This window comes from Nonomuraea sp. NPDC023979, from assembly GCF_040639085.1.
GTDB classification, from domain to species: Bacteria; Actinomycetota; Actinomycetes; order Streptosporangiales; family Streptosporangiaceae; genus Nonomuraea; species Nonomuraea ceibae.
The window spans coordinates 262,006-277,558 of the sequence record NZ_JBEZZG010000002.1 but is presented as its reverse complement, the minus strand read 5'-3'; the positions used below and the strand labels follow the sequence as shown (position 1 = coordinate 277,558).

Sequence of the window (15,553 nt, the reverse complement as noted above, 5' to 3'; positions counted from 1 at the left end):
GGCTCAGCCGGAAAGATACGCCTCCCGGACATTTCGCCTGCTCAGCTTGCCTGTGGGCGTACGCGGCAGCGACTCCCGGTACTCGATCGCGCGCGGGTGCTTCAGCCTGGCCAGCCGGGGGCCGCAGTGGCGCAGCAGCTCCGCCGTCAGCTCGTCGTCGCCAGTGGCCCCCGGCGCCGGCTGCACCAGCGCCACCACCTTCTGCCCCCATTCCGGGTCGGGCACCCCGATCACCGCCACGTCCGCCACCGCCGGATGCTCCAGCAGCGCCGCCTCCACCTCCGCCGGGTAGATGTTGACACCGCCCGAGATGATCAGATCCGTCCTGCGGTCCAGCAGGAACAGGTAGCCCTCCTCGTCCACGTAGCCGATGTCGCCCGGCGTGTAGTCGCGGCCCCGCATCGCCTCCGCGGTCTTGCCCGGATCGCCGTGATACTCGAACCGGTTGATGCCGCCGATGTACACCAGGCCCGGCTGCCCCGGCGGCACCTCCTCGCCGTCCTCGCCGACGATCGTGAACGCCATCCCGTCCAGCGCCCGGCCCACCGTGCCCGGCCTGGCCAGCCACTCTTGCGACGACACCATCGTGGCCACCGCCGCCTCCGTCGAGCCGTAGTACTCCCACAGCACCGGGCCCAGCCAGTCGATCATCGCCTGCTTGGTCGCGGGCGGGCACGGGGCGGCGCCGTGGTAGAGATGCGTGAGCGACGACAGGTCGTACGACTCCCGGTCCGGCACGGCCAGCAGCCGGTGGAACATCGTCGGCACCATGAACGCGTTCGTCACCCGGTGACGCTCGATCAGCCGCAGCGCCTGCGCCGCCTCGAACCGCTCCGGCGCCACGATCGCGTGCCCGAACTGCAGCGCCATCATCGCCTGGCCGTACGGGGCCGAATGGTAGAGCTGCGAGCAGACCAGGTGCACGCCGTCCTGCGGCAGGCCGAAATGCCGCCAGCTCTTGCGCATGAGGATCGGGTACAGGTCCTCCGGCGTCAGATCCAGCAGCCTGCGCCGCACGCCCTTCGGCCTGCCGGTCGTGCCGGACGTGTAGAGCATCATCGACCCGGCTCGGCGGTTCGCCGGAGGCTCGGCCGGGCGGCCCTCGGCCAGGTCGTCCACCGTGAGCCGGTCCGGGGCCACCACGACCTTGGCCCGGGAGTCGGCCACGATGTAGGCGATCTCGTCGTCGGTGTAATGCCAGTTGACCGGGACCAGGTAGGCGCCCGTCTGGTAGGTGGCGAGCATCATGGTCAGCGCGTCGAGCCCGTTCTTCAGCACGGTCACCACCGCGTCGCCGTGGCCCACGCCCTTGTCCATCAGGCCGTGCGAGGCCCGGTTCACCCGGGCATGCAACTCTCCGTACGTGACGGTCCCGTGGCTGGTGCTGGTGCTGTCGCTCTCGCTGTCGCCGAGTAGGGCGGGCCGTCCTGGGTCGTTCGCCGCGATCTCATAGAAGCCCCTCATATCTGGCGACATTACAGAATTTAGTTCTGCAAACGGAATAGCGGAAATTTCGGCTTCCGGGGTGACGTAGCCTCGTCCCATGGCGGACGTCGGCGACCAGGACCACACCAACGATGCTCCCACCGCTCCCTTCCGCAAGATCGTCGTCCCCCCGCCGGACGACCCCGCGGCGGACGAGACGATCATCACCACGGACTGGCGCGCCCTCTCACCCACCCCCGGCCCCATCCAGCGTGCCCTGACCCAACCCCCACCCGACCAGGCGCACCCCCCGGCACCAGGCCCCCAAGGCGGCCACGACGCCCCGGCCCCCCAAGGAGCCCCGGGAGCCGTTCCCCCCGTACCCCCCGGAGGCCCCGCCCCCACGCCCAGCGCGCCCGCGTCCGGAGCGCCCACGCCCGGACGGCCCGGCCCCGCCCCTGGAGGGCCCGCGCCCGTACCTGGAGGGGCTGCCTCTGCGCCCGGTGGGGTCGCGCCCGCTGGGGGCGCGCGCGTGCCTGGGGGGATGGCCGCCGCACCGGGTGAAGGCGCCACCGGTGGAGGCCCCGCCGCCTCGGGCGAGCGAGCGCCCGCCCCCGGAGGCCCCACCTCCGCGCCCGGCACGCCGGCGCCCTGGGGGCCCGCGCCCGTGCTCGGGGGGCCCGCGTCCGTACCTGGAGGGGCCGCGCCCGCGCCCGGTGGGGCCGCGCCCCTGCCAGGTGGGGCCGCGCCCCTGCCCGGTGGGGCCGCGTCCCTGCCCGGAGGGGGTGCTCCTGGAGGGGGCTTTCCTGAGCAGGGTGGGTCGTGGGTGGGGTTGCCGCCGGAGCCCAAGGGCGGGGTGGTGAGCCGGATCGGGGATGTGCCGATCAAGGTGATCTACCTGGTCGGCGCCGTGGTGGCGACCGTGGCGGCGGTGTTGCTGGTGTTCGTGATGTTCTCGGGCGATGTGCCGGAGGAGCCGGCGGTCGAGGAGGTGGTGCCGGTCGTGCCGGTGCCGTCCGCGAGCGGGAGCGTGAGCGGGTCCCCGACGGCGACCGGGACCACGGCGGGGGCGGCGTTGCCGGCGGTGCCGGCGAAGCGGGCGTTCCCGAGGCTGGGCGGGAAGGCGGCGGTGCCGCAGACGGTGGTCGCGTCGATTCCGGAGCCGGGAAAGGCGTACTGGGCGGATTTGAAGACGTTGGCGGCGAAAGTTCGTCCACTCTAGGCCAGAAGCATCCTCTAGAATATGGTTCTGGCATCGATGGGACCTGCCTGGAGGATGAGCACATGGCGATCGGGTTGAGCGAGGAGCACGAGGCGCTCCGCGAGTCGGTGACCGGCTGGGCCGAGCGGAACATTCCGGCCGAGCTGCTGCGCGCCGGAGGCGAGGGGCGGCCCGCGTTCTGGCCGGGGCTCGCCGAGCAGGGGCTGCTCGGCCTGCACCTGCCCGAGGAGGCCGGCGGCTCCGGCTACGGCCTGCTGGAGGCCGCCGTGGCCGTGGAGGCGCTGGCCGAGCGGATGGCGCCCGGCCCGTACGTGCCGACGGTGCTGGCGAGCGCGGTGATCCACGCCTCGAAGCGGCACGAGCTGCTGCCGGGGCTGGCCGACGGCACGCTGACCGGCGCGCTCGCCCTGGGCGGGCAGCTGACCGGGACGCCGTCGGACGACGGCACGCTGGTCGTCGGCGGCACGGCCGAGCCGGTGCTCGGCGGTTCGCTGGCGGACGTGCTGGTGCTGCCGGTGTCGACGGCCGACGGCGAGGTGTGGGTGGCGCTCGACGCCGCCTCGGCCACGGTGACCGAGGTCAAGTCGCTGGACCTGACCCGCCCGGTGGCGAAGGTGGAGCTGGACGGCGTGAGCGTGCCCGCCGACCGCGTGCTGGAGGGCGTGTCGGGCTCGGACGTGCGCGACCTGGCCGCCGTCCTGCTGGGCGCGGAGGCCGCCGGCGTGGCGTCCTGGTGCGTCACGGCCGCCGCCGACTACGCCAAGGTACGCGTCCAGTTCGGCAGGCCGATCGGCCAGTTCCAGGGCATCAAGCACAAGCTGTCGCGGATGCTGGTCGCGCTGGAGCAGGCCCGCGCCACCGTGTGGGACGCCACGCGCGCCACCGGCAAGGAGCTGGAGTACGCGGCCGCGATCGCCGGGGTGATGGCCCCGGACGCCGCCGTGCAGTGCGCCAAGGACGCGATCCAGACGTTCGGCGGCATCGGCTACACCTTCGAGCACGACGCCCACCTCTACTACCGCCGCGCGCTCACCCTGCGCGCCCTGCTGGGCCCGTCGGCCGAGTGGGCGGCCCGGGTGACGGACCTGGCGCTCCAGGGCGTCTCGCGGGAGATGGAGATCGACCTGCCGGAGGACGCCGAGCCGATGCGCGAGGCGATCCGGGCGGAGATCGCGGAGATCGCCGCCCTGGAGGGCCAGGAGCAGAAGCGGGCGCTGGCCGACCGCGGGTTCGTCATGTCGCACCTGCCGAGGCCGTGGGGCCGGGGCGCCTCGCCGCTGGAGCAGGTGCTGATCGCGCAGGAGCTCAAGGCCGCCAAGGTCAGGCTGCCCGCGATGATCATCGGCGCCTGGGTGGTGCCGTCGGTGGCCGCGTACGGCACGCCGGAGCAGCAGCAGCGCTTCCTGCCCAAGACGCTCAGCGGCGAGATGATCTGGTGCCAGCTCTTCTCCGAGCCGGGCGCGGGCTCCGACCTGGCGGCGCTGCAGATGAAGGCCGAGCAGGTCGAGGGCGGCTGGAAGCTGAACGGCCAGAAGATCTGGACGTCGGTCGCGCACTTCGCCGAGTGGGGCATCTGCATCGCCCGCAACTCCTCGGAGGGCACCAAGCACGAGGGCATCACGTACTTCCTGGTGGACATGAAGTCGCCGGGCGTCACGGTGCGCCCGCTGACGGAGATGACCGGCGAGAACCTGTTCAACGAGGTCTTCCTGGACGACGTGTTCGTGCCGGACGACCTGGTCGTGGGCGAGGTCGGCGACGGCTGGAAGGTGGCGCGCAACACGCTGTCGAACGAGCGCGTCTCGCTCTCGTCGGGCTCCGGCGGCACCGGCGCGTCCGTGCCGGACCTGCTGGGCCTGGCCGGGCGGCTGGGCCGCGAGCTCACGCCGGTCGAGCGGCACGAGCTGGCCGGGGTGATCTGCGAGGGCCACTCGATCAACGCGCTGTCGCTGCGGGTGACGCTCAAGCAGCTCGCCGGGTCGGAGCCGGGGGCCGACGCGTCGGTGCGCAAGCTGCTGTCGACCTCGCACGCCCAGCACGTCTCCGAGGCGGCGGTGAGCCTGCTCGGCGCCCAGGCGGTGACGGCGGCCGACATGAAGCTCGGCGACGCCGGCTACTGGAACCGCGCGGTGCTGGCCACCCGGGCGATGACGATCTACGGCGGCACGACCGAGGTGCAGCTCAACATCATCGGTGAGCGCATGCTGGGCCTGCCTCGGGATCCCGAGCCCGGCAAGTAACCGGCTACCCTCCCTCCTCGTGGGGAGGCTCGAACGGATGGGACCCGCGCTCCTGGGCGCGGGTCTCGCCGTGCTGGCGCTGGGGCCGGCGCTCGGGTGGGGGTTCGTGCTCCGGTACGACCTGGTGTTCGTGCCGGATCCGCCGCTGCTGCCCGACTCCGGAGGGTTCCCCCGGGCGGTGCCGAGCGATCTCGTGGCGGCGCTGCTGTCGCGGGTCCTGCCCGGGGAGCTGGTCCAGAAGGGGCTGCTGGTCGCGATCTTCGTGCTGGCGGCGAGCGGCGCGGCGGCGCTGGTGCCGCCGGAGCGCCGGATCGGGCGGCTGGTCGCGGCCGTCTTCTATGCGTGGAACGTCTACCTGGCCCAGCGGCTCCTGCTCGGCCAGTGGGCGCTGCTGCTGGGGGTGGCGGGGCTGCCCTGGGCGGTCCGGGCCGTGGCTGCCGCCGGGCACCAGCGGTGGCACGGGTGGCGGCGCGGAGGGTGGCGCGGGTGGTGGCGGCTCGTCGTGGCGCTGGTGCCGGCGGCGGTGGGCGGGTTCCAGGCGATGCTGGTGACCGCGCTGACGCTGGCGCCGATCGCGGCCGCGCGGCGGCGGGCGGCCGTGACGGGGGTGACGCTCGGCGTGCTGAGCCTGCCGTGGCTGGTGCCCGCGCTGACCTCGGGCGCGGTGACGGACCCGGCGGGGGTCGACGCGTTCGCGGCGCGGGCCGACGGGCCGTTCGGGGTGCTGGGGAGCCTGCTGTCGCTCGGCGGCGTCTGGAACGCCGAGGCCGGGGTGCCGGGCCAGGAGTCGTGGTGGCTCGCCGCCGGACGGCTGGCGCTCGCGCTGACCGGTCTGTACGGGTACGCCAGGATGCGCGCGGAGGAACGGCCGCAGTGGTGGGGCGGGCTGGCCGTGGCCGCCGGGGCGGGGTTCGGGGTCGCTTGCCTGGGGGCGTTCGCGCCGGGCGTGCTGAAGTGGCTGATCGGGGCGTGGGCGGGGTTCGGGCCGCTGCGTGACGGTCAGGCGTACCTGGCGCCGCTGGTCCTGGTGGCGGCCGTGGGCCTGGGCTCGCTGCTGCGGTCGGGCGCCCCGGCCGTGGTCGGGCTGCTGGCGCCGGTGCTGGTGCTGCCGACGTTCGCGTGGGGGGCGTCGGGGCGGCTGGAGGCGGTGGCGTACCCGCAGGAGTGGCGGGCGGTGCAGCGGATCGTGAACGCCGACCCGGCTCCGGGCGCGCTGCTGTCGCTGCCGTGGGGCGCGCACCGGGCGTTCGGCTGGAACGGCGGGCGGGTGACGCTCGACCCGGCCGCCAAGATGTTCGCGCGCCGGGTGGTCCGGGACGACACGCTGCTGGTCGGGCTGCCGGACGGGGGGCGGTTGCGGGTGCGGGGCGAGGACCCGCGCAACAGGCTGTCGCCCGCCGGTGTCAGGTACGTGCTCGTGGCCGGCACCGAGAACCGGTTCCCCTTCGATCGGCGCGGCTGGACGCCCGTGCACCAGGGCCGGGAGCTGACGCTATGGCGCCGCTGACCGGCTCATTCACGTCTTACTTGAGGGTAACTTATTACATCACGGTTTGACGATACCTATGGATTCGTCCCGTAACACGTTCTAGTGTCGGCACACATCGTACCGATGTGGAGGGAGCGCTCTGTGTTGCGAATTCTCGCGGCATTGGCCATTGGAGCCCTGCTGGCGGTCGGCGCGTCGGTCGCGGTGGTCAACGTAGCGTCGCCGGCCCCGACCCCGCCGAACCAGCCGCTCTACAACTACGGCACCAGGTAGTCCTTCCCGCCTGACAAGGCCTTACCAGCGGAGCACCGGGCGTGGCTTCGCCATGCCCGCATGCCCGCCGTCGAGGAGTGATGGTGGTCTTCACCGGTGAGCACGCCGACCAGGCACATGCGGTCGTCCGCGGCGAGGGGCCGCTCGCCGGGGTGCGGATCGCCATGCTCAACTTCCGCGAGCCCCGGCAGACGACCGCGGGCGGCGCGGAGGAGTACGCCTGGCAGGTCAGCCGCCACCTGCTGACCCAGGGCGCCTCGGTGGTGTTCGTGACCGGACGCCAGCGCGGCCAGCGCCGGGCCGAGACGCGCGAGGGCATCGCGCTGCGCCGGATGGGCAACCCGTACCTGGTCTACCTGCTGGTGCCGCTCTGGCTGCTGCTGCACCGGCGGCGCTTCGACGCGGTGATCGACTCGATGAACGGCATCCCGTTCTTCGCCCCGCTCGTGATGCCGCGCCGCACGCCGGTGGTGTGCCTGGTGCACCACGTGCACGACCGGCAGTTCGCCGCGTTCCTGCCCCGCTGGCTGGCGGTGATCGGCTGTTTCGTCGAGGGGCCCGTCGCCCGGCTCGTCTACCGGCGCTGCATGACGGTCACGGTGTCGGAGTCGTCCCGGCGGGAGCTGGTCGGCAAGCTGCGCTGGCTGGGCCCGATCGTCGTCGTGCCCAACGGGTGCGCGCACCCCGAGCCGCCGCCGGTCCGGGAGCCCGGCCCCGACCCGGTGATCGTGTACGCGGGCCGGCTGGTCGGGCACAAGCGCATCGATCGGGTGGTGGACCTGGCCGGGGAGCTGTCGGGGATGTGGCCGGGCCTGACCGTGCACATCGCCGGGCGCGGCCCGGAGTCGGGCCCGCTGGCCGGGCACGTGGCCGCCCGGGGGCTGGGCGACCGGGTCCGGCTGCACGGGTTCGTGCCGGAGGCGCGCAAGGTCGCGCTGCTGGCCGGGGCGACGCTGAACGTGACGGCCTCGGAGTTCGAGGGCTGGGGGCTGACCGTGATCGAGGCGGCGGCGCTCGGCGTGCCGACGGTCGCCTACGACGTGGCCGGGCTGCGCGACTCGGTGCGTCACGGCGTCACCGGCTGGCTCGTGCGGGATGGCGAGAGCCTGGCCGACGTGACCGCCCGCGCGCTCAAGGAGCTGGCCGATCCGCGCCGCCGCGCCGAGGTGTCCAAAGCGTGTCGGGCCTGGGCAAAGGAGTTCACCTGGTCCCGAACTGGGGCTAACATGACTGAACTTATCGTGGCGGAACTCCAAGATCGCGGCGGAGCCCATCAGTGACCCATGCCTCGCCTGGACGACGGGACGAGCTCCCCGACTCCGAAGCCGAGAGCTATGACAAGCGGATCGGGCACCGGCTGCGCCTGCTGGCCGGCTGCCTCCTGCTGGTCGCGATCGCGTTCAACACCTCGACCGAGAAGATCATCCCCGAGACGAAGCTCGACATGGCGGTCAACCCGCTCGGCTTCCTCGGCAGGGCCCTGCACCTGTGGGACGGCGCCTACTTCGGCCACCTGCAGAACCAGGCGTACGGCTACCTGTTCCCGATGGGCCCCTTCTACGCGCTCGGCCTCAACCTGGGCATGGAAGCCTGGACGGTGCAGCGGCTGTGGATGTCGCTGGTGCTGTGCACCGCCTTCCTCGGCACCGTGCAGCTCGCCCGCGCGCTGCGGATCGGCGGCCCGGTCTCGCGGATCGTCGCCGGGTTCGCCTACGCGCTCGCGCCGCACGCGCAGGCGCTGATCGGCATCAACTCCTCGGAGTTCCTGCCCAGCGCCGTGCTGCCGTGGATCGTGCTCCCGCTGGTCCTGGGGGCGCGGAGGGCGCTGTCGCCGCGCCGGGCCGCCGCGCTGTCGGCGCTCGCCTTCCTGTGCTGCGGCGGCGTCAACGCCGTGGCCGAGCTGGCCGTCCTCGTCGTCCCCATGCTCTACCTGCTGACCCGGGGGCGCGGCCCGGTCAAACGCAGGCTGATCGCCTGGTGGCTGCCGCTGATCGCGCTCGCCTCGCTGTGGTGGGCCGTGCCGCTGCTCACGCTGGGCCGCTACATCTTCTCCTTCCTGCCCTACATCGAGACGGCGGGCGCGACGACCAGCGTCACGTCCCTGGTCAACGCGCTGCGCGGGACGTCGAGCTGGCTCAGCTTCCTCACCGTGGACGGGCAGGTGTGGCTGCCGGACGCCCACCAGCAGTCGACCGTCCCCTGGCTGATCCTCGTCACCTCGGCCGTCGCCGCGCTGGGCTTCGCCGGGCTGGCCCTGCGCGCCTTCCCGGAGCGGACGTTCCTGCTGGTCAGCCTGCTGGCGGGGGTCGTCATCGTGACGACCGGGCACCCCGGCACCCCGCACGCCGCCTTCATGGCCGAGCTGCTGGACGGCCCGCTGTCGGCCTTCCGCAACCTGCACAAGTTCGACGCGCTGATCCGGCTGCCCGCCGCCCTCGGCGTCGCCGGCCTCATCACCCTCGTACGGCCGGACCTGCGCAGGCACCTGACCGTCGCGGCGGCCGGGCTGGTCGCCCTGTCGGGCCTGCCCATCCTGTACGCGGGACTCGCCCCGGCGGGCGGCTTCACCGCGATCCCCGACTACTGGAAGCAGGCCGTCTCCTGGCTGGGCCGCAACGCCGGCGACGGCATGGTGCTGGCCGTGCCGGGGGCCAAACGCGGCGAGTACCTGTGGGGTCGCCCGCTGGACGAGCCGCTGCAGCCGCTCGCGCGGACCCGGTGGGCCACGCACACGATCGTGCCGTGGGGGTCGGCGGGCGGGTCGCGGCTGATGGCGGCCATCGACGACCGCCTGGCGTCGGGCAAGGGCTCGGCCGGGCTGGCCGCCACGCTGCGGCGCATCGGCGTGAGCCACCTGGTGGTCCGCAACGACCTGGATCGGGCCACGATCGGCACCGCCTGGCCGGCCCGCGTGCACCAGGCGCTGGAGGACTCGCCCGGCATCTCGCTGGAGGCCAGGTTCGGGCCCGGCGTGGGCGTCGGCAGGCACGGCCAGGCGGCCTCCTGGCTGGACCAGCCGTACCCGGCGGTCGAGGTCTACAAGGTGGCCGGGGCCGCGCCGCTCGTCGGCACCGTCCCCGCCGACCGGGCGCTGCGCGTCGGCGGCGCGCCCGAGGCCGTGCTGGCGCTGGCCGAGGAGGGGCTGCTCGACGGCGACCGGCCGGTGCTGCTCAACGACGACGACGGCGTGCTGCCCGCCGCCGAGTCGGTGCTCACCGACACGCTGCGCCGCCGCGAGGTGGCCTACGCCGACCTGCGGCGCAACGCCGGCGCGACGCTCACGGCCGACGAGGAGCGGCGCGGCAGCTCGCCGGCCGCCGACCTGCTCGACCCCGGCTGGGAGCGGTACCTGGCCACGGCCGGGTTCAGCGGGATCGCCGGGGTGAGCGCGTCCTCGGCGGAGTCGGACGTCACGGCGTTCGGCGAGGCACGGGAGCCGGGGCACCAGCCGTTCGCCGCGCTCGACGGCGACCCGCGCACGAGCTGGCGCTCCACCGGCTGGACGGGCGCGACCGGCGAGTGGCTGGAGGTCGCGCTCGCCGGTCCCCGGCGGCTCGACACGATCACGGTGGCGTTCGAGACCGCGCCGATCGGGCCGCCGCCCGCCGAGGTCGTGGTCGAGACCGACGCCGGCGAGCTGCGCCAGGACGTCAGGGCCGGCGCAGGGCCGCAGGAGCTGGCCGTGCCCGAAGGGCCGACCTCCAGGGTGCGCGTCACCGTCACCCGCACCGCCTACGAGCCGGAGAGCGCGCTGGGCAGCCGCGTCGGCATCACCGAGCTGACGATCCCCGGCGTCCAGGCCGGCCGCTCGATCGTCGTGCCCGACCCGGGCGAGCAGCCGGGGGAGCCCGCGATCGCGCTCAGCAGGCAGGGCGACGTGCCCGGCTGCCTGCGCGGCTCGATGGTGTGGAGCTGCTCCGAGGGCCACGAGGTGCTCGGCGACGACGGCCACGGCTTCGACCGCCTCTTCACCACCAGGAAGGACGGCGACTACACCGTCACCGGCCGGGCCGTGCTGCGCGACCGCGTCGCCGTGGAGAAGCTGAGCGCGCTCCCGGACGACGCGCTGACCGTCACCGCGTCCTCGACCTCCGTGGCGCACGGCGCGGCGGCCGGCCGGTGGGCGTTCGACGACGACCCGAGAACCGTGTGGTTCGCCGACCCGCTCGACCCCAGGCCGACGCTCACCGTCGAGCTGGCCCGCCACACCAAGCTGACGGAGCTGCGCGTCACCACGCCCGACTCCTACCTCGGCGCCCCGCCCCTCCGCGTGACGGTCCGCGCGGACGGCGGCGTCCGGCAGAGCTGGATCGGCAAGGACGGGCTCGTCGAGTTCCCCGCCCTGTCGGCCAGGAAGATCGAGCTGGAGTTCGGCGCGTCCGGCGGCCGGCCCGTCGAGATCAGCGACATCGCGATCCCCGGCGCCAACCCGCTCGGCGCGCTGACCGGCTTCCCGCTGCGGCTGCCGTGCGGTTACGGCCCGACCTTCACCGTGAACGGCCGGACCGTCCACACCGAGGTCACCGAGGGGACGCTGCACGACGTCGTCACCGGGCGGCCGGTGCGGTTCGAGACCTGCGAGCGGCTGCTCATGGTGGCCGGGCGCACCAGGCTGGCACTGCGGCCCGGCGACTCCTACCGCGTCGAGTCCGCCGTGGTCCGCCGCCTCGACGAGGACGCGCGGCGGGCCGGGCCGCAGCGCATGCGCGAGACGCCCGTGCGGAGCTGGGAGGCGGGCGAGCGGGTGGTCCAGGTCGACGTCACCGCCGACTCCTACCTGGTCGTCAACGAGAACTTCAACGCCGGCTGGAAGGCCACGCTGGGAGTCGCCGAGCTCAAGCCGGTGCGGCTCGACGGCTGGCGGCAGGCCTGGTTCGTGCCCGCGTACACGTCCGGGACCGTGACGCTCACGTACGTCCCCGACGAGCCGTACCGGGCCGGGCTGGCGGCGGGCGGCGCGCTCGCGCTGCTGGTCGTGGCGCTGGCGCTGACGCCCGGCCGGGGGCGGCTGCGGCGGCTGCCGCCGTGCCGGCCCGCCGCGCCGCGCGGGGGCCTGATGCTGCCCGTGGCCGTCGCGGTCGGCTACTGGGTGGGCGGGCCGGCGGGCGCGGCGGTCGCGGCGCTCACGTTCCTGCCGGGCCTGTGGCTGCGCCCGCTGCGCGACGCCGAGCACCTGCGCGCGGGACCGCGGGCCCGGCTGCTGCGCCCGCTGTCCGGCCCGTACGCGGGCATCGCGCTGTATCTGGTCGCCGCCGCCGGGGTCGCGGCCGGCGTGGGCGGGCTGTGGACGCAGCTCCTGTGCGTGCCGCTGCTGGCGCAGCTCTGCGTCGAGGCCGCCGCCAGGACGCGGCCCGCGCCCAGGACCCGAGCCCCCGTCCCCGTCGCCGCGGGCGGCCCGACCATGACGAGCGTGCCATGACGACGACGGAGCAGCGCGGCCGGGTCGTGATCGCGGTGCCCGGGCCGCTGGTCAGGGCGGTGCGCCGGCACGGCGTGGTGCTGACCGGGGTCGTGATGGTCGCCGCCGCGCTGGCGTGGAAGGCGGTGCTCCTCCAGCACGCCTACTTCAAGGAGGACGACTACGAGTTCGTGGCCAGGGCGGTCGAGAGCGGGCTCTCCTTCGACTATCTGACCCGGATCCACTTCGGCCAGTTCATGCCCGGCGGATTCCTGCTGGCCTGGCTCTCGGCCCGGCTGGAGCCGTACGGATGGGGGGTGGCGGCGGGCGGCGTGCTCGTGCTGCACGCGGCCGCCGGGCTCGCCGTGCTGCGCATGCTGCGGGTCGTGTTCGGCGCGCGGCCGGCGATCCTGGCGCCGCTGCTGGTGTTCCTGCTGGCGCCGATCACGTTCCCGGCGCTCGCCTGGTGGGCGGCGGCGCTCAACACGGTGTTCCTGCAGCTCGCGCTGCCGATGGCGGTGGCCTCGCACTGGCACCACCTGCGCACCGGGCGGCTGCGCCACGCGGTGGCGGCGGCGGCTTGGGTGCTGGTCGGGCTGCTCGGCTTCGTCAAGGGCTTCGCCGTGCCGCTGGTGCTGCTCGCGCTGACGGCGATCTACTTCGGCGGGCTGCGCAGGCGCCTGGCCGCCTGGCTGATGTACGCGGGCGTGCTGGCCGCGTTCGGCGCCCTGTACGCGCAGCGGTCGCTGGCCGCGCCGAACACCGGCGGCCTGCCCCTCTTCGACCAGGCCGCGAGCTTCCTGTGGGAGCTGCTCGGCAGGACGTTCGCGACGACCGTGCTGGGCGGGCCGTGGAAGTGGTTCGCCGGGAACGACTGGGGCGTCGCCGCGCCGCCCACCCCGCTGGTGGTGCTCTCGCTGCTGGTCCTCGCGCTGCTGGTCGTGGTGACCGGCTACTACCGGCGGCGGGCGTACCTGGCCTGGGGGCTGCTGCTCGGCTACGCCGTCGTGGCCGACGCGCTGCCCGTCCTGTGGGGGCGGGTGCACCTGCTCGGCTCGTTCGCCGGTACGGACACCCGCTACGTGGCCGACGCCGCGCCGCTGCTCGCGCTCGTCGTCGGGCTCGTGCTGCTGCCGCTGCCCGGTGAGGCCGAGCCGTACCGCAGGCCGCTGCCCGCCAGGGAACGGGTGAGCGGGCTGTGCGGCGCGGCCCTCGGCGTGTTCGCGGGCGCGTCGCTCGTCTCGGTGACGATCTTCGCCGGCTACCTGGGCGCGGACCGGCGGCACGGCTACATCGAGACCGCCCGCGCCGAGCTGGCGAAGGCCGCGCCCGGCGCTGTCGTCTACGACCGGCTGGTGCCCGCCGACGTGGTGCCGGGCGGCTACCGCACCTACAGTCTCACCTCCAGGGTGCTGGGCGCGATGGCGTCGCCGCAGCTCCGGGCCCGCATGCAGGACCCGCCTGCGGCGCTGGACGGCCTGGTCTTCGACGACCTTGGCCGGCTGCGGCCGGTGGAGGTCGCCGGGACCGAGCTCGCGCCGCGCACGCCCGACGGCTGCTGGCCCGCGACGGGAGGGACCGTGCAGGTGCCGCTGGCCGCCTCGCCGCCGCGCGTCGAGGGCACGCTGATCCGGCTCGGCTACTCCGCCCGCGCCGACACCGAGGTCACGCTGTGGATGGCCGACCGGCCCGTCGACGTGAAGCTGCGCGCCGGGCTCGGCAAGGTGTTCATGGTCGCCGAGCCGGGGGCGGACCGCATCGTGCTGCCCGACCTGCCGCCCGGCGTGTGCGTCGGCGCGGTCACCCCCGGTCAGGCGGTGCCCGTCCCGTGACCGTGAGCCGCACGACCCTCGCGCTGGTCCTGGCCGCGGCCGGGGCGTTCCTGCTGACGATGGTCCCGCTGATGCGCTGGCACGTCTCCGCGCGGGTGTTCGTGGCGCCGCTGGAGCAGCAGACGATGACCAGGTCGGTGGCCGAGTCCGCGACCTACCTGGACCCGGCCACGATGAAGCCGCAGCGGGGCCCGCTGGTGCTGACCCGCTGGCTGATCGGCGACGTGCTGGCCGGGGACGAGCGGCGGGCGGTGTGGACGGAGTCGGTCTCGCTGGCCACCCGTGACGACCGGCGGCTCGACTACCACGAGCGGCGGCTGGCCTTCGACCGGCGGACCGGCGTGATCGTCAACTGCTGCGGCGAGTATCTGGACGAGGACGCCCGGATCAAGCAGTCGGGCCAGGCGTACCGGTGGCCGTTCCGGGCGGAGCCGCGCGACTACACGCTGTTCGACCTGCGGCTGCGGCGGGCGGTGCCGGTCACGTACGAAGGGGTCGAGCGGGTGCGCGGCGTCGAGACGCACCGCTACGCGCAGCGCACGCCGAGGCAGCTCGTGCCGGGGGAGCAGCCGCCGGTGCCGCGCCGGCTGCTCGGGCTCAAGGGCGCGGGCGACGTGGGGGTGGCCCGCTACGCGGAGATCCGCCGGACCTTCTGGGTCGAACCGGTCAGCGGGCTGCCCGTGAAGACCGCGGACCGGGTGACGGAGACGCTCGTCACGGCCGACGGGAGCGGCAGGCTGGTGGCGCTGGACGCCGACTTCACCACGGCGGCGGGCGACGTGCGGGCGGCGCTGGAGACGGCGGCCTTCTACCGGCGCTGGGAGCTGATCGCCGGGACGGTCGCGCCGGTCGGCGGCGGGCTGCTCGGCGCGGGCTGCGTGGCCGCCGCGCTGTGGCTGGCGCGGCGGCGCTCACCTGCGGCGCAGGACCAGCAGCAGGTTCCAGGTGACGAGCTCGCGGACGCCAGGTAGGTGGACGACATGCCGGGCCCAGCGCGGGTGGTAGCGGGGGATCGCGTCGAGCACGTCCACGTCGCGGTGGCGGCGCGCCCACGCCAGCGGCCCCGCCACGCCGACGGCGAACATGCTCTCCCCGTAGACGTTCTTGGGCGGCCTGCCGTGCGTGCGCTCGTAGCGGCGGGCGGCCCGGTGGCCGCCGAGGTAGTGCCACGGCGAGGTCTCGTGGCCGCCCCAGGGCGACAGCCAGATCGTGTAGGACAGGTAGACGACGCCGCCCGGCCGGGTGACGCGGACCATCTCGTCGGCCATGCGTCGCGGGTCCGGCACGTGCTCCAGCACATTGGACGAGAAGCACACGTCGACCGAGCCGGTGGCCAGCGGCAGGTCCAGCGCGCTGCCCAGCACCGCGTCGCGCGGGGGCGCGCCGTCGCGCAGCCGCATCTCGCCGGCGTCGCAGTCGACGCACACCGGGCGCGCACCCGCCGCGCGCAGCGCGTCGGCGAAGTAGCCGGGCCCGCCGCCCACGTCGGCCACCGTCGCGCCGTCGAGATCCGTGTACGTGCCGAGCTGCGCCACCGTGTCGGCGGCCAGCGTGCCGTAGAAGAAGTCGGGATCGCTCTGTTCGAGGCGGAAGGCGCGCAGCAGCCGGACGGACCTCGCCAGATCCGCCCGGAACGGTGCAGGGGTGTCCACGGCGCGGAGCATACTCCAGAGG

General features: G+C 74.4%; 9 protein-coding genes. 7 read left to right on the top strand and 2 right to left on the bottom strand.

Going from position 1 to position 15,553, the window contains the following annotated elements:
- Positions 1-3: 3 nt before the first annotated feature.
- Positions 4-1,464: an AMP-binding protein gene (locus AB0G11_RS04610; protein ID WP_357583980.1), complete on the bottom strand. Its 1,461-nt coding sequence runs from the start codon at positions 1,462-1,464 to the stop codon at positions 4-6.
- A 787-nt stretch (positions 1,465-2,251) separates the two neighbouring features.
- Here AB0G11_RS04610 and AB0G11_RS04605 point away from each other — a divergent pair.
- The 7 genes from AB0G11_RS04605 to AB0G11_RS04575 all read left to right on the top strand — a co-directional run bounded on the left by AB0G11_RS04605 (position 2,252) and on the right by AB0G11_RS04575 (position 14,850).
- A complete protein-coding gene (locus tag AB0G11_RS04605; protein WP_357583978.1) occupies positions 2,252-2,647 on the top strand; it encodes a hypothetical protein in 396 nt (131 codons plus the stop codon).
- A gap of 62 nt (positions 2,648-2,709) precedes the next feature.
- Positions 2,710-4,887, top strand: a complete 2,178-nt coding sequence (locus AB0G11_RS04600) for an acyl-CoA dehydrogenase (RefSeq protein WP_219499489.1) — start codon at positions 2,710-2,712, stop codon at positions 4,885-4,887.
- A gap of 37 nt (positions 4,888-4,924) precedes the next feature.
- Positions 4,925-6,394, top strand: coding sequence for a hypothetical protein (locus tag AB0G11_RS04595; protein ID WP_357583976.1), 1,470 nt, complete (start codon positions 4,925-4,927; stop codon positions 6,392-6,394).
- A gap of 335 nt (positions 6,395-6,729) precedes the next feature.
- Positions 6,730-7,929: a glycosyltransferase family 4 protein gene (locus AB0G11_RS04590; protein ID WP_219499485.1), complete on the top strand. Its 1,200-nt coding sequence runs from the start codon at positions 6,730-6,732 to the stop codon at positions 7,927-7,929.
- Positions 7,926-12,068: an alpha-(1->3)-arabinofuranosyltransferase gene (locus AB0G11_RS04585; protein WP_357583974.1), complete on the top strand. Its 4,143-nt coding sequence runs from the start codon at positions 7,926-7,928 to the stop codon at positions 12,066-12,068. Before AB0G11_RS04590 ends, AB0G11_RS04585 begins: the two co-directional genes overlap by 4 nt.
- Complete coding sequence (locus AB0G11_RS04580) at positions 12,065-13,879, top strand: hypothetical protein (protein ID WP_357583973.1); 1,815 nt, start codon at positions 12,065-12,067, stop codon at positions 13,877-13,879. The genes AB0G11_RS04585 and AB0G11_RS04580 overlap by 4 nt, the downstream gene beginning before the upstream one ends.
- A gap of 2 nt (positions 13,880-13,881) precedes the next feature.
- Entirely contained in the window at positions 13,882-14,850 is a 969-nt protein-coding gene (locus AB0G11_RS04575; RefSeq protein WP_357583971.1) for a DUF3068 domain-containing protein, read from the top strand.
- On the opposite strand, the gene AB0G11_RS04570 is transcribed toward AB0G11_RS04575, so the two are convergent.
- Positions 14,791-15,543 (bottom strand): methyltransferase domain-containing protein, encoded by a 753-nt coding sequence (locus tag AB0G11_RS04570; protein WP_219511298.1) that lies wholly within the window; start codon positions 15,541-15,543, stop codon positions 14,791-14,793. The genes AB0G11_RS04575 and AB0G11_RS04570 overlap by 60 nt on opposite strands.
- Between the last annotated feature and the right edge of the window lie 10 nt (positions 15,544-15,553).

What these genes read in the sequence shown, in the direction of transcription:
- AB0G11_RS04610 (WP_357583980.1), bottom strand. Translation starts at nt 1,464, where the DNA reads ATGAGGGGCTTCTATGAGATCGCGGCGAACGACCCAGGACGGCCCGCC.
- AB0G11_RS04600 (WP_219499489.1), top strand. Translation starts at nt 2,710, where the DNA reads ATGGCGATCGGGTTGAGCGAGGAGCACGAGGCGCTCCGCGAGTCGGTG.
- AB0G11_RS04595 (WP_357583976.1), top strand. Translation starts at nt 4,925, where the DNA reads ATGGGACCCGCGCTCCTGGGCGCGGGTCTCGCCGTGCTGGCGCTGGGG.
- AB0G11_RS04590 (WP_219499485.1), top strand. Translation starts at nt 6,730, where the DNA reads ATGGTGGTCTTCACCGGTGAGCACGCCGACCAGGCACATGCGGTCGTC.
- AB0G11_RS04580 (WP_357583973.1), top strand. Translation starts at nt 12,065, where the DNA reads ATGACGACGACGGAGCAGCGCGGCCGGGTCGTGATCGCGGTGCCCGGG.
- AB0G11_RS04570 (WP_219511298.1), bottom strand. Translation starts at nt 15,543, where the DNA reads ATGCTCCGCGCCGTGGACACCCCTGCACCGTTCCGGGCGGATCTGGCG.